Here is an 18,789-nt window from a genome sequence, read left to right as displayed (position 1 = left end):
ACCATGGGATTCGAGCATGATCATCAGCAGATATCTGAGTTCCACCGATAGCATCGCGGTCCTCTGAAGCGGGGCAATAGCTAAGCTGCTCCCCAATTCTCCGGGCGAAATGTGGCCCTACTTCACCAGATCCAAGATCTCAGGTCCTGAAATTGGAATGCCAGCAGGGACGCTCACGAAATCGCTGATTCGGCCCAAGAATGCAGCGGCGTCGTCTGTGTTCGAGAGGGGGCGGCCGAAGAGCAATACGTTCGCCGGGTAGCCATTCTGATCCCAGTCGATCGAGAGGCGCTCCAGCTGGTACAGCACACCGTTGCGGAGCCGCTGAACAATCCCGTCTTTCTCGTACCCAGCCTGCCCCAGCGCGTGCTCGCAAATAAAGCGCCTGATCGCAGAGCTCTTGAACAACGCGTCAATCTGCGCCTCAGGTGAAGCGTTGCGCACCTGCTCCCAGACTTCCGGCTCCGCCATCATGAGCACGCTCATCAGCTCGGTGCGCAGCCGCGCGATGTAGCTGTTCAGCCGGTGGGACATTGGGACCTCAGATCTGTTGTCGCTGGTATACGGTGATCGCTAGCAGACCGGACCGGTCCAGCGCGGGCCTCGTCACGAGCTGCCAGCCCGCCATGCTGCCAAGGTACCGCACGCCGTCTTGGTTACCTGCGTGGCGATGCTGCTTATGCCGAAGTACCTCGGCAGGGAGCGTCACTTCGCGATTCAGGTCACGGACCACCCGCGCCAGCCGCGGGAAGACGTTCTCCGGCTTGCACTCACCCTTCGTCTCGTCCAGGTACTCGACCAGGGTGTGATGGGTCAGATAGATCTTGCCGAATACCGGGTTCTCTACCGACGGTTGCGGAGGGGGCGTTCCGTCCCACTTAACGCAGAAGGCCTGGTGATCCCCACGGGTCCAGGGCTTGTTCTTCTCGACGCTGATACCGCTGAGGCCGAAGAACTGGGTGCGCAGCGCGTTCGACGTCTCGTAGAGCTCGCCCTTGGAGCTGTCTGAGAGCAACAGGCGCTTCACCGCACCGCGTGACACCACAAGCTTCAGGTTTCCGCAGTTACGCTGGTGCCCGGCCAGCTCGAATTGCACCAGGGCGCACCACAAGCCGTAGAGCTCGATGAAGTCGAGCACGTTGTCGCCGAGGTCTCGGCTCAGGTGGACCTCGATCCGGCGGAAAAAGCGGTCGTCACCATTGAACAGGACGCTGTAGACGCCTGGCGCGTCCGTGGCCGCGGTGCTCACTTTGCAAACTTTATAGGTCATCGTTTGGATCTCGGCAGGTAACTGGAACCTAGTCTCCATGCCTTTCGAAAATTGCAAACGCCGATTCTAGCGCGGTTGTGGGTCGAACCTTCCAGTGCGTCATACGATCACTCAGAAGTCGTCGTAGCTGACCTTCCAGAACAGGTCGACGCTACCGTCATCGCGGTGGGCAATGATGACGCCCTCCATCTCGCTGATCGCCTCGAGCAGCTGGTCCCAGTCCTGATCTCTCGCGTCGCGTCGTTCAACGTGGACGTGCTTTTCTCGGACGCCAGGCGCGCTCATGACTTGCCTATGAACCCTAGCGGCAAGCTGGTCATAGGGCGTCAATGCCGGCGGTGGGGTGCGGGCCATCTCCACAGGTCCCATGGGGATGTTCTTTTATACAGTATTAAACCGGCCGGCCTGCTGGCAACCGGTGCGTGCCTGGCGAGACGAGGTGCTCTTCAGTGAGCCCTTGATCGTTGCCTTGCCTTCAGGTCACCCTTTAAGTAATCAGCAACCGACTTTGCAACAGCTGTCTAAACTGCCCTTAATTACCTTCCCAGCCAGCAGCAGTCCCAACTTTGCCGATATGCTTATGGGTGTTTTTTATCGCCAAGGTCTTAAGGTGCAGGTTATTCAGCAAGTGCACGATTTACAAACTGCCCTGTCATTGGTCGCATCAGATATGGGTTTTTCGTTGGTGCCAGAGCAAGTCAGGAGCTTGCGCCGTGAAGGAGTAGAGTTCGTAACATTAGCAGATAAAAGCATCGAAACGCCGCTGGTCGCATCACGTCGTCGTGGTGAGCAGCCTAATGCAATTATGCGCCTGCTTAATACGATCTTGGCCGAGGTAGTGGAAAATCGTTTAAATCGTAACCAAGGGCGGTTGCAGGAGCTGAGTGCAACACGGTCATTGAATTGAAGCTGGAGCATCATGGCGCATAGCCATGGCCTTCTGCATCACCTCGCCCATAACTTCGATTGGGCATTTGAAGTCGAAGCGCTTACGCGGACGCATGTTCAGTTGCAGTGCGATGGCATTCAGTTCTTCCTGGCTGTGTACCGACAGGTCTGTGCCTTTGGGCAGGTACTGGCGGATCAGGCCATTGATGTTTTCGTTGCTACCGCGCTGCCAAGGGCTGTGCGGGTCGCAGAAGTAAATCGCCACCCCAGTCTGCTGGGTGATTTCAGCATGCCGCGCCATTTCTCGACCCTGGTCGTAGGTCATGCTCTTGCGCATCGCCAGCGGCATGCCATTGAGCGCTGCACTGAAGCCTTCCATCGCCGAGGTCGCCGTCGCGTCGTTCATCTTCACCAGCATCAGGTAGCCACTGGTTCGCTCCACCAGCGTGCCTACACACGAGGCGTTGGCTTTGCCCTTGATCAAGTCGCCTTCCCAATGCCCTGGCATCAGCCGGTCTTCGATCTCCGGTGGGCGCACATGGATGCTGACCATCTCGGGAATCTGGCCGCGCCGATCCACACCACCAGAGCGCGGTCGACGTGTCGTCTTGCTTTGCCGCAGGCAGATGATCAGCTCCTTGCGCAGTTCACCGACCGGCAGGGCATAGATCGCGTTATAGATCGTCTCGCGACAGACGTAGGCATCTCTGAGGCTGGGAATGTTCATGCTGCGCAGCTTGCCGGCAATCTGCTCGGGAGACAAACGCTCACGGAGCATATGCGCCACCAACTCGAAGCGCTCACCACCCCGCAACAGCTTTCGCTTCGGTCGACACACCTGGCGGCGAGCCTGCATCTGCTGCTGGGCCGCGTGGGCCGAGTAGCCGCCACAGACATCTCGATTGCGGCGCAGCTCCCGGCTGATGGTCGAAGGGGATCGGTTGATCAAGCAGGCAATCCTACGCAGGCTGAAGCCTTGGGCATGACTGATTTGAATGGTGGCGCGCTCTTCAACGCTGAGTTCGGTATAAGACATAGGGGCAGCACCGTACCGGAAAGGTCAGGTGTTGCACTCAGTTTTTGCCGCCGCCCTTCGTAGGGAATTCTGTTGGAAGAATAAGCGAGTATGGTGGCACCAGGTATCAATGGACGATTTGCCAAGCGCCAAATACGTATTTCGTGCGCGTTGAAAGCGAGTCACAAACGGCCTATTGCCCGGCGGATAGGCCTGCAGGGAATATCCAGCAGAGCAGAACGTACGAGCTGTGGTCCGACGGCAGCCGCCGCAATTACTCCGGCTGGAGCGAGACGAGCCGCACCTGCCAGGCCGTCTACAACTCGACCCAGACTGAGTACCGAAACCAAAGCTGCCCCGCTACTCAACCCCAGGGCACTATCAACCAGCGGCGGACCTACGAAGTGTGGTCCGACGGCAGCCAGCGCAATGACTCTGGCTGGACCACCACGGGCAACACCTGCACCGCGGTCTATTCCTCGAGCGCATCGGAAACGCGCCAGCTCGCCTGCCCGGCTGCGACGCCGACGGGACCCTGGACCCAGCGTCGCACCTACGACGTCTACAGCGACGGCAGCCGACGCAATGAGTCCGCCTGGATCGATACCGCCACCTGCTACAACCGGACGCCGGTCGCCGGCAACCTGGCGATCACCAGCGACGAGGACTCGCCGGCCAGCGGCGCACTGCCGGTTAACGACGACCACTCGACCTTCACCTACCAGATCGTCAGCGCGGCGCCTGCAGCCGCGGGCACCGCGCGCTTCGCCGGCAATACCGTGATCTTCACGCCGACAGCCGATTGGAATGGCACTACGTCGATGACCTACCGCGCCCAGGACCCCAGTGGCGCCTGGTCGAACGTGGCTGCCGTGTCGATCACTATCCGCCCGGTGAACGATGCCCCCGTCGCCGAGGCCAAGACCCTGAGCCTCGATGAGGACACCCAAGCCAGCGTGCAGCTGTCCGCAACGGACATCGACTCCCCTGCCTCCACCGTCTTTCAGCTCGTAGCCGTGCCGCCGGCCGCGGTCGGCCAGGTCACCCTTGCCGGTGCCACCGCCACCTTCAAGCCGGCCAAGGACTGGAACGGCGCCACCCAGTTCACCTACCGCGCCCAGGACACCGCCGGCGCCTGGTCGGCGCCGGCGGCGTTCACCGTCACCGTGCGGCCGGTGAACGACGCCCCGGCGCTGACTGACGTGTCGTTGGAGATACGCACGAAGGAATCGGTGCCGGTCACCACGCGTGCCCGGGTCATCCAGTGACAGCTCGCCAGCCTTGCATTCTGGAGATAGGCAATAGCCTCGACTGACCCAGTCATATGAGGCGCCCCATGGAAGTACTACGCAGCTCTTTCACTGCCGGCGGCGAGCGGGTCTACCTGCTCTTCCAGCCAACCACCAGGCGATTTCGCCTGGCCACACGTTGGTGCTACGTCGCGAGCTTTCTGCAGCTGCAGGACGCGACGGATGCCTTCGAGGCCTTGGAGCTTTCCGATCGGCCGGCGGCCCAGCTGGGACGGCTATTAGTCCGAGCGGTGCGAAAAACACCTCGATCGATACCGGGCTCCCGCCGTCATGCGATGTGGAGGATCAACCGCATCCTCGACTTCATCGACGCCCGCGCGTCTGGAACGGCCCGTTGAATCCCTTTCCACGGCGTGAACTCACGCCCCAGGGCTATCCCATGTCCCGTTTACTTGTCCCACTCCCCTATGCCGAGGTGGCTATGCCTTCGCGCCCAACCGCACCTGCACCGATCACGATCGTCGCTGCGGCCCTACTCCTGCTGCTCAGCCTCTTCAGCGCGCTGTCCCGTGCGGACGAGGTCGGCACGACCTTCAGCCAGAACTCCTTCATCTGCGACTCGAACTCACCCGGGTATTGGAGAGGCGGGCTGGACGCTGGCTGGAAGAACCACATCATCTCCGTCTATCGGCAGTACGGGACCAACGTGGGACGCTGCCCCGATCAAGGCGGGTGGGACTATTGGCAAGGAGACATCCCGAAGTACAACGATACCTATGCCAGCTTCAGCAAGCGGTGGAATGAAGCGGCCGACGCGGATGTGCGGTCCAAAGGCGGGCCCGCTGGCTACCAAGCAACGTTCGATAAAGAGTGCCTCGACTCTGCCCGGCAGATTTACGGAAGCTATGTCGTTACCGCGCGCTATGTTCACTACACCGGCAACATGTGTGAGATCACCCGCGTCATCCCGAACTCGCCGCCGACGGCCCTGAACTCAACCGCTACCCTGAACGAAGACACCGTAGGTCAATTCAGCCTGCAAGCGGTGGACACCGACGGCAGTATCAGCCGATACACCATCCTTCAACAGCCAAACGTTGGCAGCATTTCCCAAAGCACTTCGACCATCACCTATTGGCCGCCGGCCGACTGGTCTGGCACCACAACGCTGACGTTCCAGGCTACCGATAACCGCGGTGCCACATCGGGTACCGGCACGGTCACCATCGTCGTCATGCCGGTGAATGATCCGCCCGTCGTCCAGCCGGTTTCCCTGACCACGGACGAGGACACGCCGGTTGAGACGACGCTGTCCGGTACCGACATCGACTCGGCGCCGCCCTCCTACTTCGAGCTGGTCTCTCCGCCACTCAAGACCGTGGGCGTTGCAACCATCCAAGGCGCCAACCTGCGCTTCGAGCCGGCCAAGGACTGGAATGGCACAGCCAGCTTCACCTACCGGGCACGCGACCCCGAGGGCGCCTATTCAGCTGCTGCAAGGGTGACGGTGCTGGTGCGGCCGATCAACGACGCCCCGACCGCAACGACACCGCTGCAGATCAAGACGGTGGAGTCCAGGCCTGCGACGGTGCGCGCCCGGGTGACGACGCCTTGATGAGGGGGAGCGAAAGATTCTTTCCCTACCCCGCATCTTCTGAGGACCTACCTGCCTGAGGCAGCCAGTGGCTACGTCGCCGGCCCGCTAGTGCAGGCTCACGAGCTTGCGTTTTCAGGGACGCCTGGAGGATGGGCTCAGTGAGGCGGCTGGCGCCTCGACGCACTGAGGCCCCTCCCCATGACCGCATTTCCCCGCAAGCAACCTCCTGTCGACTTCAAGACTCAGTACAGCCTGAGCTTCACCGCCCAGGAAGATGAGATCGTTGTCGACTTCTTCTGCGGCGGCGGCGGCGGCGGCGCCGGGACCGGGCTCGAGATGGGCCTGGGGCGCCCAGTTGCGGTGGCCAAGAACCACTCTGCAAAAGCCATCAGCATGCACACCGCCAACCACCCGGCGGCGCGGCATTTCACCACCGATGTCTTCGACGGCGACCCCGACACCGAGTGCGGCGGCCGCCGGGTGGGCTGGTTTCACATGTCGCCAGACTGCACCCACCACAGCCAGGCGGCCGGCGGACAGCCGCGGCAGCACGAGATCCGCAACCTCAGCTGGATAGGCCTGAAATGGGCGGGCAAGAAGCGTCCACGGGTTATCAGCCTCGAGAACGTGAAGCAGATCCTGCAGTGGGGCCCGCTGATCGCCAAGCGCGACCCTGCAACCGGCCGGGTCGTGACCCTGGACCGTATCCCTCACCCGACGAAGCCGAAGAAGTTCGTGAACCGGGTAGCTGACGTCGGTGAGCAGGTGCCGGTCCACAACCAATTCCTGGTGCCTGACCCCAAGCGCAAGGGGCAAACCTGGCGCCGGTTCGTGCAACTGCTGCAGGGCATGGGTTACGAAGTCGAGTGGGAGGTGGGCCGTGCCTCCAGCTATGGCGCGCCGACTAGCCGCGAGCGCTTGTTTATGATCGCTCGCTGCGACGGTCAGCCGATCGTCTGGCCAGCACAGACCCACGCCAAGAAGCCGGCCAAGGGACAGAAGCCGCTGCGCGTCGCCGCGGAGTGCATCGACTGGTCAGTCCCGTGCCCGTCGATCTTCAAGCGCAAAAAGCCGTTGGCCGCGGCCACACTTCGCCGCGTCGCCAAGGGCCTGCGCAAATTCGTCCTGGAGTCGGCTGATCCCTTCATCGTGCCGATCGCCAACTGGTCCCGAGAGGCGGCCGTCTCGGTGGGTGAGCCGCTGCACACCATCACGGCTTGGCCTCGAGGCGGATCCTTCGCGGTGGCAAGCCCGATCATCGCGCCGGCTACCCACCAGGGCGCTGATCGGGTGCACGACCCGCGTGAGCCACTGCCGACCGTGACGTGCGCCAACCGCGGCGAGCAGATGCTGGTCAGCCCCACGCTGATCGGCCTGGGAGGCCCGGCCTATGCAGGGAAGCCTGCCGACGCCGGCGCCCCGCTGGGGAGCATCCTGACCGAGAACCACCGCGCGGTGGTGGCGCCCACGCTCGTATCGGTGGGCTACGGCGAGCGCCAGGGGCAGGAACCGCGCGTACCGGACCTGGACAAGCCGCTGGGCACGGTGATGGCCGGTGGGATCAAGCACGCGGTCGCGGCCGCGCACCTCGTGAAATTTCGCTTTGACTCCGCCGGCGCCGCTGCCGATGAGCCGATGCCCACCATCACCAGTGGCGGTGACTGCCAGCGCCCCGCCGGCGCAGCACATGCGATGGGCGTCTGCACGGCGTTCCTGGAACAGGCGAACGGCGGTTTCAACACCACGCCTGCACACAGCGTCGAACGGCCGATGACCACCATCACCAACACGGGCAGCCAACAGCGTCTGGCGGTGGCCACCCTCGCCCATCTGCGCGGCAATTGCGATGCCCGCTCACTCGAGGAGCCGCTGCACACCATCAGTGCCTCCGGCCAGCACCACGGCGCGATCACCGCCTTCCTGTCCCGGCAGTTCGGCGGCTCCGTTGGCCAACGCATCGACGAGCCGGCGCCGACCATCACCGCTGGCGGCGGCGGCAAGACCTCGGTGGTCGAGCTGCAGCTCTCGCCCGAAGTCGAAGCCGGTGCCCTGCGCGTCGCCGCCTTCCTGATGAGCTACTACGGTGCGGACAACACCAGCCGGCCGGACGAGCCCTCCCCCACCGTCACGACGAAAGACCGCCTTGCGCTCGTCACGGTAACGATTCAAGGCACCCCCTACATCGTGGTCGACATCGGCCTGCGCATGCTGCAGCCGCGAGAGTTGTACCGCGCCCAGGGCTTCCCGGACTCCTACCAGATCGAATTTGGCCACGACGGCAAGCCGTTCACCAAGTCCGAACAGGTCCACATGTGCGGCAACAGCGTCTCCCCGCCGCACATGGCGGCGATTGCCCGGGCCAACGACCCCTGGCGCGCCGCAGTGGCCACTCCGCGGCGAACAGCTGCGGCATAGCGTCAAGTCACCGATTCGGCCGGTGGCGGCGACGCCTGGCCGATCGGAGCAACACCCATTGCTCAGGAGAAGAACGACGTGAACGACTCATTTCAAGGCGCAACGGTGGAGGCGGTGCAGCACCGTCGCCGCTTAGTGATGAACACAGCCCAGAACACCCGGGCGGACCAGCCATGAGCGGCGCAACGATCTACGTGTCGGCCGAGGACCTGGATGCCTTGCAGGAAGCCGACGGTATTCTGTACGCGCTTTTCGAAGCCGCCGACGCTGAGGCGACCAGTCTAAAACTCGCGCGCGATGGCCTTCGCCGCGTGATCGGAAAAACGCAGAAGGCCGCACGTGCCGCCGGCGGCCGTCGTCTCGTTCAGACCGCACTACGCTACGCGGAAACCCTTGAAGGAGAGAATCGTGCCCCAGATCGACTATGAACCGTTTGCAGGAATCATCCAGCGGGCGCTTCAAGCACGCGGTACCGCGGAGGGTGATCTCGCTCGGGATCCGCGATATCTCGCGCCCGGCTATGTCGTGCGAATGTGCGAAGCACTGGCCCGGGCCGCCGCCGAGTGCAGCGGGCGCGACGTAGCGCTCGACGAAGTTATCCGCCTGGAGCGCACCTGCACCGGTGCCGACTACCACCACAAGCTGGCACTGCGCTGCGCCCAGCTCGCCGGTTGAGCGTCGGCTGCGGTCCACGATCCCGCGGCGTGTAGAACTGCGCGCGCGGAGGAGTGCCCCTCGCTATTGAGGCCCCGGCGCAGGCGGGTATTGGCGCTAGCGCGTCGACGGAGATCGGTTACGTTGGCCACTACCTGGTCTTTCGCCTCACGGGAGTAGCGCATGAGCTCAAGCTGGATCCTCACCCAGTCTGGAAAGCAGTTTGACCTGCTGGCCCCTGAAGCCGACATGGTGGTGCTGGATGACATCGCCCATGCACTGGCGAACATCTGCCGATTTGCGGGTTATACCCAGACCCACTACAGCGTTGGCCAACACAGCGTATTGGCTAGCCACCTGGTGCCGCCGGCGGACGCGCTTCACGCGCTGCTGCATGATGCCGCCGAGGCCTATGTCGGCGACATGGTGAGTCCCCTCAAAGACCTGCTGCCAGGCTTCAAGGCGATTGAGGCGCAAATCTGGATGGCCATCGCAGCACGCTTCGAGATCGCTGAGCAGATGCCGGCGAGCATCAAGGAGGCAGACCTGGTGCTGATGGCAACCGAGCGACGCGACCTGCTACCTCCGGGTTCGCCTTGGCCGTCGCTCGAGAGGATCCAGCCGCTTCCCAACCAGATAGTGCCCTGGGCGCCGGCCTTCACGCGCTTGGCATTCAAAAGACGCTTCAAGCAGCTCGTGCGGTCCGGTGGCAAGATCGGTCAGTCGCACCAGGCGGCCAAGGCCTAGCCCCTGAGCCCGTTGGGACGCTGTCCGGCATTCCACCGTGTAAGAATCTTACAAAGGCGTAGCGGCAGCTGCGATCTGGCCAGGCGGTGTCCAGGGGGCGAAAGGGTCCAAGCTGCTGGCGTGTGGGAAAAAGCCGGGACAGAGTTGGGATTTCGACCATGGCCGTTTTACTCCGAGCACATTTTCCTGAGTGGCCTGCCGGCACGCTGATTGGTGCCCGATCATGGGCTTGCGTTTCCGGCGCCCCGTGAGACGTTGACTCCATAACGAACCCTAGGAAAATTCTGTATGCAGATGTCAACCGCGCTCCTTGAACAAGGCCGGAAACGATGCGCCGCGACGATGAGCGATCCAAACCGAGGCCCCCGCGATCCCGTGATTACGCCTTTCGTGATGGCCATGAAGCTGGGCGGCTATGAGGAAGTTCTCGTTAATCGCTGTGGGAAACTTCGAGCCTGTCCAGCCTGCCCGGTAGGCACGGCGAACTATTCGCAGCAGTACCTGAAGGATGGGCACACAGTATGGGCTTGCCCTCATTGCCGGAACATCACCACCGATTAGGAAAACATCGCCGTACCTGGAAGGCCGTCTCTATGCCGGCCTTGCCAGTACGAACAAGGCACTTTCAGCCCTGGGATCGAGAAGAAAAAAGCAATGGATTACACCTGCGTAGCGCATGCTTTCCGCACTGAGCTTGAAACTCAGAAGGATTTGGATCAACTCCCAAGCCATCTGAAAAACTTCCCCCGTGGCTGCTGTGGTGTGGTGTCGGAGTTGCTTGGTGACTATCTGAACTCTCAGCTAGGCCTTCAGGTTGATTATGTGTGTGGAGAAAAGGACGGAGGCTCCCATGCTTGGATTGAGTGTGATGGTGTCATCATCGACATCACCAGCGATCAATTTGAAGGTCGGCCGCCGGTTTACATAGCGGCCGGAGACAGCTGGTATAGCTCTTGGGAGGAGGCGTCGCGGCACCCCGCAGTCCACCATCCAGGCGCTTGGACGTATCGAGAGGAACGTGCGGTACTTCGAGCAGTGCTCATTGGTGCCGGGTTCCCGATCTCAGACTTATAGGAAAACACCGATGGCCACCACTGCAGAAATCGAAGTCATCGTGTTCGAACAGCCCGCCGGCAACGTCCGAGGGATGGTAAATGCCTTCATGCAGATCAAGGGCAAGCAAAAGCGTATTGCTCACGCCACCTTACTCGTCGATGAGCAACCGTCAGTTTCGCTGGAAGTACCTCGCAATCTGCCCCTCGATGGGATTGAGGCGGCTGCGGAGAGCCTCAACGCTTTCGTAGCGAAGGTCCGCGAGTTGGCCAAGACCAACTGATCAAGGAAAGCGCTGCGCACAACCGGCCCTTGATTGGGCCTTTTGCAGTACCAGGGCGCGGATTTCGCGTCCGCGAATATGTAGGTAGGCCCATGATCCTGAAGATTGATCCATCCGCTGTACAACCATTCAAATTCAACCCGTTGGAAGCGGGCCGGGCTGAACCTGATTTTATTGTTCAGTTACTGGAACAGTTCGCAGGTACGAAGCTCAGTGCCGAAAAAAAGGCCTTGATCCTCACCGTTATTTCAGAGTTGCCAGAGGGCGCAGGCATGCGCGATCTGTATGAAGCAATCAAGGTGCGGGAGGCCGCGAGCCTTGGCGTCACGGTGGAGCAGTACGAGGCCCTGGCGCCGGTTCTTGAAGCGCTCCAACGGATGCTTGCGCCGGGCGATCACGGTGCCCTCTTTGGACAACCGGCTGACGTGTAGGAAACTTACGCCGCTACCGCCCAGCGATACACCACGGTGAATGGCTGAGCCGGCCGGAGCGCATCGGTCAGCAGACCTACCTGCGCCAGGCGGCCACGCTCGCGGCAGCCGATCGCCATGCGCTTGTTCGGCATCGGCCGGCGCGTGGCCAGGTCAACCCGATCACGCAAGATCAGGCCAACCGAGTCGATCCGCAGGTCGATCAGTTGGACGTGCGGTCCCGAGACAGGGCAGGTCATGAACCGTGGTACCAGGTGGATGAGCATGAGCGGCTGCCTCGCGCGTCGGGGTGCTAGCCGGGCGGCAGCTGGGAGGTCGCCCGCTTGAACAGCGGATCAGCGCCCTCAAAGACGTCGTCTGGCGCTTCCGGCCACTCACGGCGGATGGCGTCGAAGTCGCCTTCGTTCCAGCAGCGCAGGAAGGTCATGCCCTCATCGGTCTCCAGCGCGAAGGCGATCGCGGCCGTGGATGCATCCGGCGCCTGGTCGACCTTCTTCAACGCGTCGTCAACCGCGGCGGCGTAGCCTTCACGGTAAGCGTCATCCGGATGCGCCTTGGTGGGGCCAGCGGTGGGGATCAGTGCACCGATCATGTTGTACAGGTCGAGCATGGGGCCGTCCTCGATAGAAGTGGTCCGTCCCAGATCAACGCGCTTTCCCACTTGGCAGCAAAGGCGTCAACCCGGGCGGTCGGCCTAGTGTGCAGCTGCCGCCCTCAGCGTAATCGGCGATTCACGCCCTTCTTGGTAGGGGATTCGGGGGTTGCCCGGGATGCTGCATCGAGCTCGGCTTGGAGTTCGCTTGGCGTGCCGGTGAGCTCTGCCAGGAGCTGCCGCGCCAGCGAGTGGGCATGATGCTCGGCAGCCGACGCCGACTGATTGCGCGCTGGCCCAGCGATAGCCGGGCCAGGTGCCCGGGCACGAGGTTGAGTCATGTTCACCCTCCGAAACGTGGGCCGCTAAATGTCATTCCCGTCGCGCGCAGCGTCAAGAGGACATTCAGCCAGCCGCCGGCATCTTGCGTCATCGATAGGCGCCGGTGGTGCATCAGGCGGGACGGGTGTGTCGGCGCGTACGTTCCGCAGCCAGGATGCCCCTCACGAGGACCGAGCCCCAGCTGTAGAGAGTCGGTCCAAACATCCCGTAGTAGAACGCGAGTAGCCAGGGGCCAGGTGTAGGCGCGTCGAGCACACGGGCCAATCCGAAGGGGGCGCCGGCCAGGGACGCGATCAGCATCAGGAACAACAGGTAGTCACCCATCTGGCTACTATGGCTCACCGGCGCAGCAACAGGCTCTGGTGCTGCAAAGGGAGTAGTGTCCCAGGTTTCGACCAAGCCCAGCGCTTTGCGAACGGCCGCCGGCGCCAGGGACACTTTCGGATCGACATCCAACCGCAGCGCTTGAATGCCGCGCATCTCATCCCAGCTCAATCCGTACCCTTCGGCAGCCAGCTGCTCCAGGGCGCCGATCAGCGCGGTATGGGTTGCCTTGCCGTGCCACAGTCCATCGCGGTGATCGATCCAGATGCTCTTGGCGCCCTGCAACTGGGCGCATGCCAAACGACCCTTGATGGCCTTCAGATAGATGGCCGGGTCGACCGGTAGGGTGCGGCCGCCCTTGTGCTCGAGCGCGTATTTCATAGCTGGTATCCCGACTGGAAGAAGGCACCAGTATCAGCGGGCCACTGCTGCCGAGGCCGCCGATTCGAGCCTTCTATGGGCGGGAACCAGGCAGGTATACGCCCATTGGCGGGGCGAACTCGTGACTTTTGCGGCGCTGGCCTCGCGACACTGGCGGTCTGATACCCGCCACGAGGTTCCAATGTCCGAACACGACAACACGCTGCTTCCCGAACTCATCCGCGACCTCATCAAAGAGCGCCGCGCTTCCCGCCGGCTGAAGCTGCTCAAGTATTCCTTCTGGGGTACCGGCCTGCTGCTGGTTGCCGGCGCGGTACTGGTCGAGCACCTGCAACTCGACGAGGCGGATGAGGCCAAGCAGATCACGGCCGTCATCCAGGTGCGAGGTGAGATCGCCGACGGCGCCGAAGCGAATGCCGCGGCGCTGAAGAAGGCCATCGGGCGCGCCTTCGACGACGAGCGCGCCAAGGCCGTGGTCCTCAAGATCAACTCGCCCGGCGGCAGCCCAGTACAGGCCGGGCAGGTGTTCGACGAGATCAAGCGCCAGCGCGGCCTGCACCCGAAGGTGCCGGTCTACGCCGTCATCGAGGACCTGGGCGCATCAGGCGCCTACTACATCGCCGCGGCCGCCGACGAGATCGTGGCCGACAAGGCCTCGCTGGTCGGATCCATCGGCGTGACAGCCGCGTCGTTTGGCTTCGTTGACCTGATGAACCGCGTCGGGGTGGAACGCCGGGCCTACACCTCGGGGGCGCACAAGGCGTTCCTGGACCCATTCCAGCCGAAGAACCCCGAAGAGACCATCTTCTGGAATGACGTGCTCAAGCAGACGCACCAGCAGTTCATCCAGTCGGTGAAGACCGGCCGCGGCGATCGCCTGAAGGATGCCGATCATCCGGAGCTGTTCTCTGGCCTGATCTGGACTGGTGAGCAGGCCAAGCAGCTGGGTCTGATCGATAAGCTGGGGGATGTCGACTACGTCGCCCGGGACCTGGTGGGCGCCACGAGCCAGGTCGACTTCACGGTCAAGGACAATGCGTTCGATCGCTTCGCGAAGCGCCTGGGCGCCTCCGCCGCGCAGCAGCTGTCGATGGCGCTCGGCTTCAGCGGCGTGTCGCTCCGATGAGTCACATGGTGAAGATGACCCCAAGACACCTTCAGGCCTCTATCGCAAAAGTGCTCGCCCCGGCGAATGAAGAACGTCTGGTACGGGTATTCGATCCAATGGGTAGTCAATACCCCAGCACCTCTTGGCAGCGTGCTGAAGAGTTGGTGCTAAGCAATCGAGCCGAATGGATGCCAGGCGGCTGCGAAGGCGAGCTGTCCGCACTCCAGCTGACCTATGTACCGTTCATGGTCGTTGCGCAACCTGATCCTGACCAGGACCAGGACCAGGACCAGGTGACGGAAACAAAGTCGGCGAGGGCCCGGCGACACAACATAGCCACACTGCGTAAACGCGATGGGGATCTGTGCTTCTACTGCCTGAATGAGATGACGCGCGAGGAAATGACACGCGAGCATCTGCTCGCTTCACATACGGGCGGATCTGACCGCAATGAAAATCTTGTGCTCGCCCACGCGCGCTGCAACGAGGCGGCCGGGCATCTCAGTACCGCGGAGAAAGTCCGCGTACGAGAACGCAACCTCACCCGCATTCTACTCACTGCCAGCCCTGACTTTATCCATCGCCTTCTGCAGCAGCTGAAGATCACGCCGGTGGAGAGCTGACAGGTAAGCGCACGGTGCTGCATCGGTTACGATTTGCCTGCCTAGCGCAGGCCTGCTGCGCCAGACGAAGACTTCGGCGCAGCAGGCCCCTGTAGATCTACTTCGTCTTTCTGAAGGCATGCAGCTCTGGATTAAAGGACTCCAACCCGCGCGAGCCCAAGCGCCGCATCAGCTTCGCGTGCTCTTCCTCACCGCCCTCCCGGCCTAGTGCCATATCGCGCCTGAAGTCGTTGATGACATCGGCGAGCTTGGCCGGATTTTCCAGGTCCGCAAGCTTCACCGCGCGAGTGACTTCCGCCGCCTCATAACTCACGGTTACCACCAGCGCTTTGTCAGCCGGACGTGGCGCAGCTGTGGTGGTGTACGGCGCTAGAGCCGCTCTAAGCCGATCGATTCCTTGTTCCATGACCTCTCCTTGCTATGGGCAACGGTTACCGAGGTCATAGAGATCGCCGATCTCGCTTAAAGGTCCTACTGCGGCGGGAAATCTGAGGAAACGAGACTTTGGACGTGGGCTGGGCCTGACCGGCGTGTCTGCTGACGGGGGGCAAGGGGATAAGCCCACCCAACGACTGAGCTCCCGGCAGCCGCCGTCCCGATACGAGGGAACCCTTCGCCCGCGTGGCATTTGGAGATTGCCGGACAGGCAAAACCACTACAGGCGATTGACCAACCTGGATGTCAGCTTCCAGGCCGGCGGGCAAGCGTTTGACCTTGACGATTGCCAGGCTGTTCAGAAGGAGTAAGCACGCGACTTGGAGCGTTAGGCGCCGGGCCCTCTGGGTGAGTCCGGCGAACGATGGAACAGGAGTGCAAAAGGCCCAACGAGGCAGACGCCCGACAGCAAGATCCAGAAGGTGATGAACGTCGCTTCGCCTCGTTCATAGCGCGGCGCTTCATTGCCGAGCGCGCCCTGGCCATACCACAGCAACACGGCCCCCAACGCCAGGCCTAGCGCCCACAGAGCCGGGGCGTAGTCCTGCCGGATATCCAGGTTGATGAGGAGCTTCCACAGCCACACACCGGCGCTGCAGACGCTGGCTATCACGCAGAGCCACATCAGGGCGTACATGACGTCGGCACCGAAGGCAGGAACGATTTCCATGTTCCACTACCCCGCGAGCTTAGCCGTCAACTCGTAGGAGACGAGCCAATCGCTACCTGCCTCGCCGGCGTCGCCCACAACGCCGGTATCCAGCTGCTCCCGCAGGCGGGCTGCAAGCTCTTCGACCGAGTCGCACCCCATGTCCTCGAGCTCGTCCGCTGTTACTTCAATGCGTACCTTCATCGTTGGTCTCCCCTATAGGTCAGATGACCATCATCCTCGCATAGCTCAGCACTGCTGCGGACCCGGTTCACGCCGGCCAGGGGTGTGAACCTGCAGTTAGCTCGTCTCAGGCGCTAGCCGGCACGGTCGCAGGGTGCAGCCATCCCGCATTGAAACGCGACGAGCGACGCGCGCGCCTGGCGGCACGCCTCAAGGTACCCAGGAAAGGAAAACGGAACATCGGCCAGCGCATCGGCAAGCGCCAAGCAAAAATTTGCGAGCGCAAAGGGCTGCTCTATCCCCTCTCCCGCGCCGACCAGGTAGTTTGGCGAGACTTCGACGACCAGCCCGGGATTTGAATCTGCCTCGCGCTGCAGTGTGAAGCGGCCGCCCGAAAGCTCGCGGATCAGCCGCCCCAGCGGTATCCGCGCAAAGCTGCGAGCGTCGTCGAAGATACCGGCCAGTTCACGGATCCGGGCGAAGTGCGCGCGCCAGCGTCCCTCCTCCTCTGCTCGCGCTCGCGCCGCCCTTTCCAGGTACCACCGTTCGTACTCCACCACCGGTAACCCTCGGTACAACACATCCTCGAGCTTCTTTTGCTCAGGACTATCGATCCAGCGGTCACGGGTCTGCGACACATAGGAAACCAGCAGGTGCGTGCATCCGTGCTGCCGTAGGCGCTCAACCTGGTGTTCGAGTGGCGCGGCCGGATCCCACATCCACGCCGGCGCAAAGCACTCGATCTGCGCCGTGAGCGCGACGGTCGCAGCGTGCACGTCGACCAGTGCCTGGAACCAGAGCTCTGCCGTGATGGCGCCGGCCTGGTGATTGAGCGGAAGCCGAGACAGGCGGTGAGGCAGGCCCAGCGCCTGATCCACGAAACCGGGCAGCCGCCTAACGCCGAAGGTGTGGCGTTCCGCGGGGCGGTGCCCTCGCGCCAGTGCTTCCGCCTGTAGCGCGCGCTGCAAGATGTCCGGCAGCCATGGTAGCGCTGCGGCCATCCGCCAGCGCTCGGCAAACTGGCGAGCGCTGAACGTCCCGTTCTTGCCGTTGGGCACTACGAACCAACCACACTGGACGGCTTCGGCTATGAGCTGGACGGACCGCTGTAGGTGAAGTGGCACCGCGGTCAGCACGTCACGAACAGCGTCCTCCTGAAGGGATGCGAGGTACCTTCGCGCCCAGGGATAAGCCTCTCTGCACAGGATCGCCTGGTGGTAGTGCTCGAGGGGGAAAGAAGCCCGTTCCTGGGCGAGGGATTCTATGGATTTCATCTTGGTGGCCTGCAGTTGATGCAGCCAGCGTACGGAGGAACGAAAGAACGCAACGTGTCAGTTCCCAAAATAGTCGCGGCCATTGCGCGGCGGAGATCACAATAGGGCGCTCCAGATTTCAGGAACAGTCGCGGCGGCGAGCGGCACTTAACGCGATAGCCCAGAGGCTCGAATTGAGCCGCGCCACGACGCGGCGTTGGCTTGATGACTTTTTAGGCCGAGTGTGTGATCAGAAATTCCTCGGCCGAAAGTCCTCTTTCTTCCTCAACAAGTTCAGTTATAAGCGACTCAATATTCTTCCAGGTCATGCCCGGAATAAATTTTCGAAAAGCTCCAGTGAACATTGAATTCATGGTGCGATCAAAAAGTTCTACAGTCGTCCGGCGTGGATGCTGTGCCAAGCTAGACGAGAAAAAATCTTTATGCACTTGATAATGATGCGAATGAATAAATTCTTGCCAATTTGCAATTAGGGAATCTTCATCGCAAATATCAATAAACTCGAAATCTTCTAGACTGCGCTCTTCGACTGCACCCCAGGCACCCTTCATAAGAGCAATAGCCTCTACATCGGTCTTGGGGGCGCTGTAGCCGAAGATCGTTACTAAATATGCGCGCTTCAGCTTGTTTTGAATGGCTTTCCAGTTGTCTAGGATGTATGGGTCCGCAGCGTAATTTTTATGCGCAACAGGATAGAGTAGTGGGGCAGGATCAAAAGGTTTGCCGCATTCGGGGCAGTATGTATCTAAAATTCCGCCGCGTCTGTGATCGCGGCAGTAGCCTACAAGTACATTCCCGTGCAGGAACGCTAGATCAGGCAAGTCCTTCGTGACTCTACACGCACGTTGATACGCTTGCAACAACAGCGGGTCCCAGTTGAAAGTTGCGACAATATCCTTCTTTCTTAATGCCAAGAGCAGGAGGTCGTAGATGTTGGGCTCATCAGGCAACTCTAGTTCAGAGAAGTACGCGCGTATCCTGCTGTCGAGTTCTTTCCGTATAGCATCGCACTCAGGGCGACTATGAAGCTCGGAGTAAATGTCTTCTAAGTTGGTGCTACTAGTTTTAAGTTCAACCTCCTCGAGGATTTCTGTCATTCCTAGTGATTCGATGAATCCGCTCATGACAGATGATCTCCTACCATTTTTATCCCCGCCAGGGATCGCAGCCATTGTTGCGCCCGCGCCTAAAATAACGACATGTGGTCGATTCTTCATAAGGCGTTCGAACTCGTTTTCTTCTTCGTAACTCATACCGATCTCCTAAAGGCGTAAC

25 protein-coding genes are annotated in these 18,789 nt (G+C 61.6%); 12 read left to right on the top strand and 13 right to left on the bottom strand.

The features are described from left to right. Positions 1 to 117: 117 nt before the first annotated feature. The 3 genes from ACWPW1_RS21505 to ACWPW1_RS21495 all read right to left on the bottom strand — a co-directional run bounded on the left by ACWPW1_RS21505 (position 118) and on the right by ACWPW1_RS21495 (position 1,624). Positions 118 to 534: a hypothetical protein gene (locus ACWPW1_RS21505; RefSeq protein ID WP_007162841.1), complete on the bottom strand. Its 417-nt coding sequence runs from the start codon at positions 532 to 534 to the stop codon at positions 118 to 120. Between the two features lie 7 nt (positions 535 to 541). Beyond that, on the bottom strand, positions 542 to 1,270 hold the full coding sequence (locus ACWPW1_RS21500; RefSeq protein ID WP_231893055.1) for a hypothetical protein: 729 nt from the start codon (positions 1,268 to 1,270) through the stop codon (positions 542 to 544). Between the two features lie 111 nt (positions 1,271 to 1,381). Further along, positions 1,382 to 1,624 carry a DUF1654 domain-containing protein gene (locus ACWPW1_RS21495; RefSeq protein WP_231893056.1) on the bottom strand — a complete coding sequence of 81 codons (243 nt, stop codon included), beginning with the start codon at positions 1,622 to 1,624 and terminating at the stop codon, positions 1,382 to 1,384. Between the two features lie 19 nt (positions 1,625 to 1,643). Between ACWPW1_RS21495 and ACWPW1_RS21490 the strand changes: the two genes are divergently transcribed. Beyond that, positions 1,644 to 2,177, top strand: coding sequence for a LysR substrate-binding domain-containing protein (locus tag ACWPW1_RS21490; protein ID WP_454253999.1), 534 nt, complete (start codon positions 1,644 to 1,646; stop codon positions 2,175 to 2,177). Here the strand turns inward: ACWPW1_RS21490 and ACWPW1_RS21485 are convergent. Further along, on the bottom strand, positions 2,166 to 3,194 hold the full coding sequence (locus ACWPW1_RS21485) for an IS30-like element ISUnCu4 family transposase (RefSeq protein WP_095016300.1): 1,029 nt from the start codon (positions 3,192 to 3,194) through the stop codon (positions 2,166 to 2,168). The two genes, ACWPW1_RS21490 and ACWPW1_RS21485, sit on opposite strands and share 12 nt — an antisense overlap. Before the next feature lie 383 nt (positions 3,195 to 3,577). Between ACWPW1_RS21485 and ACWPW1_RS21480 the strand changes: the two genes are divergently transcribed. The 9 genes from ACWPW1_RS21480 to ACWPW1_RS21440 all read left to right on the top strand — a co-directional run bounded on the left by ACWPW1_RS21480 (position 3,578) and on the right by ACWPW1_RS21440 (position 11,603). Continuing rightward, a complete protein-coding gene (locus ACWPW1_RS21480) occupies positions 3,578 to 4,441 on the top strand; it encodes a tandem-95 repeat protein (protein ID WP_454253998.1) in 864 nt (287 codons plus the stop codon). Between the two features lie 68 nt (positions 4,442 to 4,509). Further along, positions 4,510 to 4,821 (top strand): hypothetical protein, encoded by a 312-nt coding sequence (locus ACWPW1_RS21475; RefSeq protein ID WP_081348021.1) that lies wholly within the window; start codon positions 4,510 to 4,512, stop codon positions 4,819 to 4,821. A 41-nt stretch (positions 4,822 to 4,862) separates the two neighbouring features. Then, the gene (locus tag ACWPW1_RS21470) at positions 4,863 to 6,038 is read left to right on the top strand and encodes a tandem-95 repeat protein (RefSeq protein ID WP_454253997.1); all 1,176 of its coding nucleotides are present in this window, start codon (positions 4,863 to 4,865) and stop codon (positions 6,036 to 6,038) included. Between the two features lie 180 nt (positions 6,039 to 6,218). Further along, a complete protein-coding gene (locus ACWPW1_RS21465) occupies positions 6,219 to 8,435 on the top strand; it encodes a DNA cytosine methyltransferase (RefSeq protein ID WP_454253996.1) in 2,217 nt (738 codons plus the stop codon). Between the two features lie 173 nt (positions 8,436 to 8,608). Next, on the top strand, positions 8,609 to 8,863 hold the full coding sequence (locus ACWPW1_RS21460; RefSeq protein ID WP_454253995.1) for a hypothetical protein: 255 nt from the start codon (positions 8,609 to 8,611) through the stop codon (positions 8,861 to 8,863). Continuing rightward, positions 8,844 to 9,110, top strand: a complete 267-nt coding sequence (locus ACWPW1_RS21455) for a hypothetical protein (RefSeq protein WP_454253994.1) — start codon at positions 8,844 to 8,846, stop codon at positions 9,108 to 9,110. The genes ACWPW1_RS21460 and ACWPW1_RS21455 overlap by 20 nt, the downstream gene beginning before the upstream one ends. A gap of 162 nt (positions 9,111 to 9,272) precedes the next feature. Beyond that, a complete protein-coding gene (locus ACWPW1_RS21450; RefSeq protein WP_454253993.1) occupies positions 9,273 to 9,836 on the top strand; it encodes a phosphohydrolase in 564 nt (187 codons plus the stop codon). Positions 9,837 to 10,920: 1,084 nt separating this feature from the next. Then, positions 10,921 to 11,172, top strand: coding sequence for a hypothetical protein (locus tag ACWPW1_RS21445; RefSeq protein WP_454253992.1), 252 nt, complete (start codon positions 10,921 to 10,923; stop codon positions 11,170 to 11,172). A 92-nt stretch (positions 11,173 to 11,264) separates the two neighbouring features. Then, positions 11,265 to 11,603: a hypothetical protein gene (locus ACWPW1_RS21440; RefSeq protein WP_454253991.1), complete on the top strand. Its 339-nt coding sequence runs from the start codon at positions 11,265 to 11,267 to the stop codon at positions 11,601 to 11,603. 5 nt (positions 11,604 to 11,608) lie between these two features. On the opposite strand, the gene ACWPW1_RS21435 is transcribed toward ACWPW1_RS21440, so the two are convergent. The 4 genes from ACWPW1_RS21435 to ACWPW1_RS21420 all read right to left on the bottom strand — a co-directional run bounded on the left by ACWPW1_RS21435 (position 11,609) and on the right by ACWPW1_RS21420 (position 13,242). Continuing rightward, positions 11,609 to 11,869, bottom strand: a complete 261-nt coding sequence (locus ACWPW1_RS21435; protein ID WP_454253990.1) for a DUF6012 family protein — start codon at positions 11,867 to 11,869, stop codon at positions 11,609 to 11,611. A 26-nt stretch (positions 11,870 to 11,895) separates the two neighbouring features. Beyond that, positions 11,896 to 12,213: a hypothetical protein gene (locus ACWPW1_RS21430; protein WP_454253989.1), complete on the bottom strand. Its 318-nt coding sequence runs from the start codon at positions 12,211 to 12,213 to the stop codon at positions 11,896 to 11,898. A gap of 104 nt (positions 12,214 to 12,317) precedes the next feature. Next, positions 12,318 to 12,536 carry a hypothetical protein gene (locus tag ACWPW1_RS21425; protein ID WP_454253988.1) on the bottom strand — a complete coding sequence of 73 codons (219 nt, stop codon included), beginning with the start codon at positions 12,534 to 12,536 and terminating at the stop codon, positions 12,318 to 12,320. A 112-nt stretch (positions 12,537 to 12,648) separates the two neighbouring features. After that, the gene (locus ACWPW1_RS21420) at positions 12,649 to 13,242 is read right to left on the bottom strand and encodes a hypothetical protein (protein ID WP_454253987.1); all 594 of its coding nucleotides are present in this window, start codon (positions 13,240 to 13,242) and stop codon (positions 12,649 to 12,651) included. A gap of 181 nt (positions 13,243 to 13,423) precedes the next feature. On the opposite strand from ACWPW1_RS21420, the gene sppA reads away from it, so the two are divergent. Together sppA and ACWPW1_RS21410 are read left to right on the top strand one after the other, a co-directional pair. Beyond that, positions 13,424 to 14,368: a signal peptide peptidase SppA gene (gene sppA / locus ACWPW1_RS21415; protein WP_454253986.1), complete on the top strand. Its 945-nt coding sequence runs from the start codon at positions 13,424 to 13,426 to the stop codon at positions 14,366 to 14,368. Positions 14,369 to 14,373: 5 nt separating this feature from the next. After that, complete coding sequence (locus tag ACWPW1_RS21410) at positions 14,374 to 14,973, top strand: HNH endonuclease (protein ID WP_454253985.1); 600 nt, start codon at positions 14,374 to 14,376, stop codon at positions 14,971 to 14,973. Positions 14,974 to 15,070: 97 nt separating this feature from the next. Here ACWPW1_RS21410 and ACWPW1_RS21405 read toward each other — a convergent pair whose 3' ends face one another. The 5 genes from ACWPW1_RS21405 to ACWPW1_RS21385 all read right to left on the bottom strand — a co-directional run bounded on the left by ACWPW1_RS21405 (position 15,071) and on the right by ACWPW1_RS21385 (position 18,767). Beyond that, positions 15,071 to 15,379 carry a hypothetical protein gene (locus tag ACWPW1_RS21405; protein ID WP_454253984.1) on the bottom strand — a complete coding sequence of 103 codons (309 nt, stop codon included), beginning with the start codon at positions 15,377 to 15,379 and terminating at the stop codon, positions 15,071 to 15,073. Positions 15,380 to 15,736: 357 nt separating this feature from the next. Then, positions 15,737 to 16,078, bottom strand: a complete 342-nt coding sequence (locus ACWPW1_RS21400) for a hypothetical protein (RefSeq protein WP_454253983.1) — start codon at positions 16,076 to 16,078, stop codon at positions 15,737 to 15,739. A gap of 6 nt (positions 16,079 to 16,084) precedes the next feature. Beyond that, complete coding sequence (locus ACWPW1_RS21395; protein WP_312732411.1) at positions 16,085 to 16,261, bottom strand: hypothetical protein; 177 nt, start codon at positions 16,259 to 16,261, stop codon at positions 16,085 to 16,087. 113 nt (positions 16,262 to 16,374) lie between these two features. Then, positions 16,375 to 17,514 (bottom strand): hypothetical protein, encoded by a 1,140-nt coding sequence (locus ACWPW1_RS21390; protein WP_454253982.1) that lies wholly within the window; start codon positions 17,512 to 17,514, stop codon positions 16,375 to 16,377. 212 nt (positions 17,515 to 17,726) lie between these two features. Further along, positions 17,727 to 18,767, bottom strand: a complete 1,041-nt coding sequence (locus ACWPW1_RS21385) for a hypothetical protein (protein ID WP_454253981.1) — start codon at positions 18,765 to 18,767, stop codon at positions 17,727 to 17,729. Between the last annotated feature and the right edge of the window lie 22 nt (positions 18,768 to 18,789).

The sequence above is a fragment of the Pseudomonas sp. Marseille-Q7302 genome, from assembly GCF_965111925.1.
This window is presented reverse-complemented; position numbering and strand designations above follow the sequence as displayed.

Coding starts and splice junctions, on each gene's coding strand:
- ACWPW1_RS21460 (WP_454253995.1), top strand. CDS start 8,609: ATGAGCGGCGCAACGATCTACGTGTCGGCCGAGGACCTGGATGCCTTG.
- ACWPW1_RS21385 (WP_454253981.1), bottom strand. CDS start 18,767: ATGAGTTACGAAGAAGAAAACGAGTTCGAACGCCTTATGAAGAATCGA.
- ACWPW1_RS21400 (WP_454253983.1), bottom strand. CDS start 16,078: ATGGAAATCGTTCCTGCCTTCGGTGCCGACGTCATGTACGCCCTGATG.
- ACWPW1_RS21485 (WP_095016300.1), bottom strand. CDS start 3,194: ATGTCTTATACCGAACTCAGCGTTGAAGAGCGCGCCACCATTCAAATC.
- ACWPW1_RS21430 (WP_454253989.1), bottom strand. CDS start 12,213: ATGCTCGACCTGTACAACATGATCGGTGCACTGATCCCCACCGCTGGC.
- ACWPW1_RS21450 (WP_454253993.1), top strand. CDS start 9,273: ATGAGCTCAAGCTGGATCCTCACCCAGTCTGGAAAGCAGTTTGACCTG.
- ACWPW1_RS21420 (WP_454253987.1), bottom strand. CDS start 13,242: ATGAAATACGCGCTCGAGCACAAGGGCGGCCGCACCCTACCGGTCGAC.
- ACWPW1_RS21465 (WP_454253996.1), top strand. CDS start 6,219: ATGACCGCATTTCCCCGCAAGCAACCTCCTGTCGACTTCAAGACTCAG.
- ACWPW1_RS21505 (WP_007162841.1), bottom strand. CDS start 534: ATGTCCCACCGGCTGAACAGCTACATCGCGCGGCTGCGCACCGAGCTG.
- ACWPW1_RS21470 (WP_454253997.1), top strand. CDS start 4,863: ATGTCCCGTTTACTTGTCCCACTCCCCTATGCCGAGGTGGCTATGCCT.
- ACWPW1_RS21500 (WP_231893055.1), bottom strand. CDS start 1,270: ATGACCTATAAAGTTTGCAAAGTGAGCACCGCGGCCACGGACGCGCCA.
- ACWPW1_RS21405 (WP_454253984.1), bottom strand. CDS start 15,379: ATGGAACAAGGAATCGATCGGCTTAGAGCGGCTCTAGCGCCGTACACC.
- ACWPW1_RS21390 (WP_454253982.1), bottom strand. CDS start 17,514: ATGAAATCCATAGAATCCCTCGCCCAGGAACGGGCTTCTTTCCCCCTC.
- ACWPW1_RS21490 (WP_454253999.1), top strand. CDS start 1,644: ATGTTCTTTTATACAGTATTAAACCGGCCGGCCTGCTGGCAACCGGTG.
- ACWPW1_RS21395 (WP_312732411.1), bottom strand. CDS start 16,261: ATGAAGGTACGCATTGAAGTAACAGCGGACGAGCTCGAGGACATGGGG.
- ACWPW1_RS21445 (WP_454253992.1), top strand. CDS start 10,921: ATGGCCACCACTGCAGAAATCGAAGTCATCGTGTTCGAACAGCCCGCC.
- ACWPW1_RS21435 (WP_454253990.1), bottom strand. CDS start 11,869: ATGCTCATCCACCTGGTACCACGGTTCATGACCTGCCCTGTCTCGGGA.
- ACWPW1_RS21410 (WP_454253985.1), top strand. CDS start 14,374: ATGGTGAAGATGACCCCAAGACACCTTCAGGCCTCTATCGCAAAAGTG.
- ACWPW1_RS21495 (WP_231893056.1), bottom strand. CDS start 1,624: ATGGCCCGCACCCCACCGCCGGCATTGACGCCCTATGACCAGCTTGCC.
- ACWPW1_RS21440 (WP_454253991.1), top strand. CDS start 11,265: ATGATCCTGAAGATTGATCCATCCGCTGTACAACCATTCAAATTCAAC.
- ACWPW1_RS21425 (WP_454253988.1), bottom strand. CDS start 12,536: ATGACTCAACCTCGTGCCCGGGCACCTGGCCCGGCTATCGCTGGGCCA.
- sppA (WP_454253986.1), top strand. CDS start 13,424: ATGTCCGAACACGACAACACGCTGCTTCCCGAACTCATCCGCGACCTC.
- ACWPW1_RS21475 (WP_081348021.1), top strand. CDS start 4,510: ATGGAAGTACTACGCAGCTCTTTCACTGCCGGCGGCGAGCGGGTCTAC.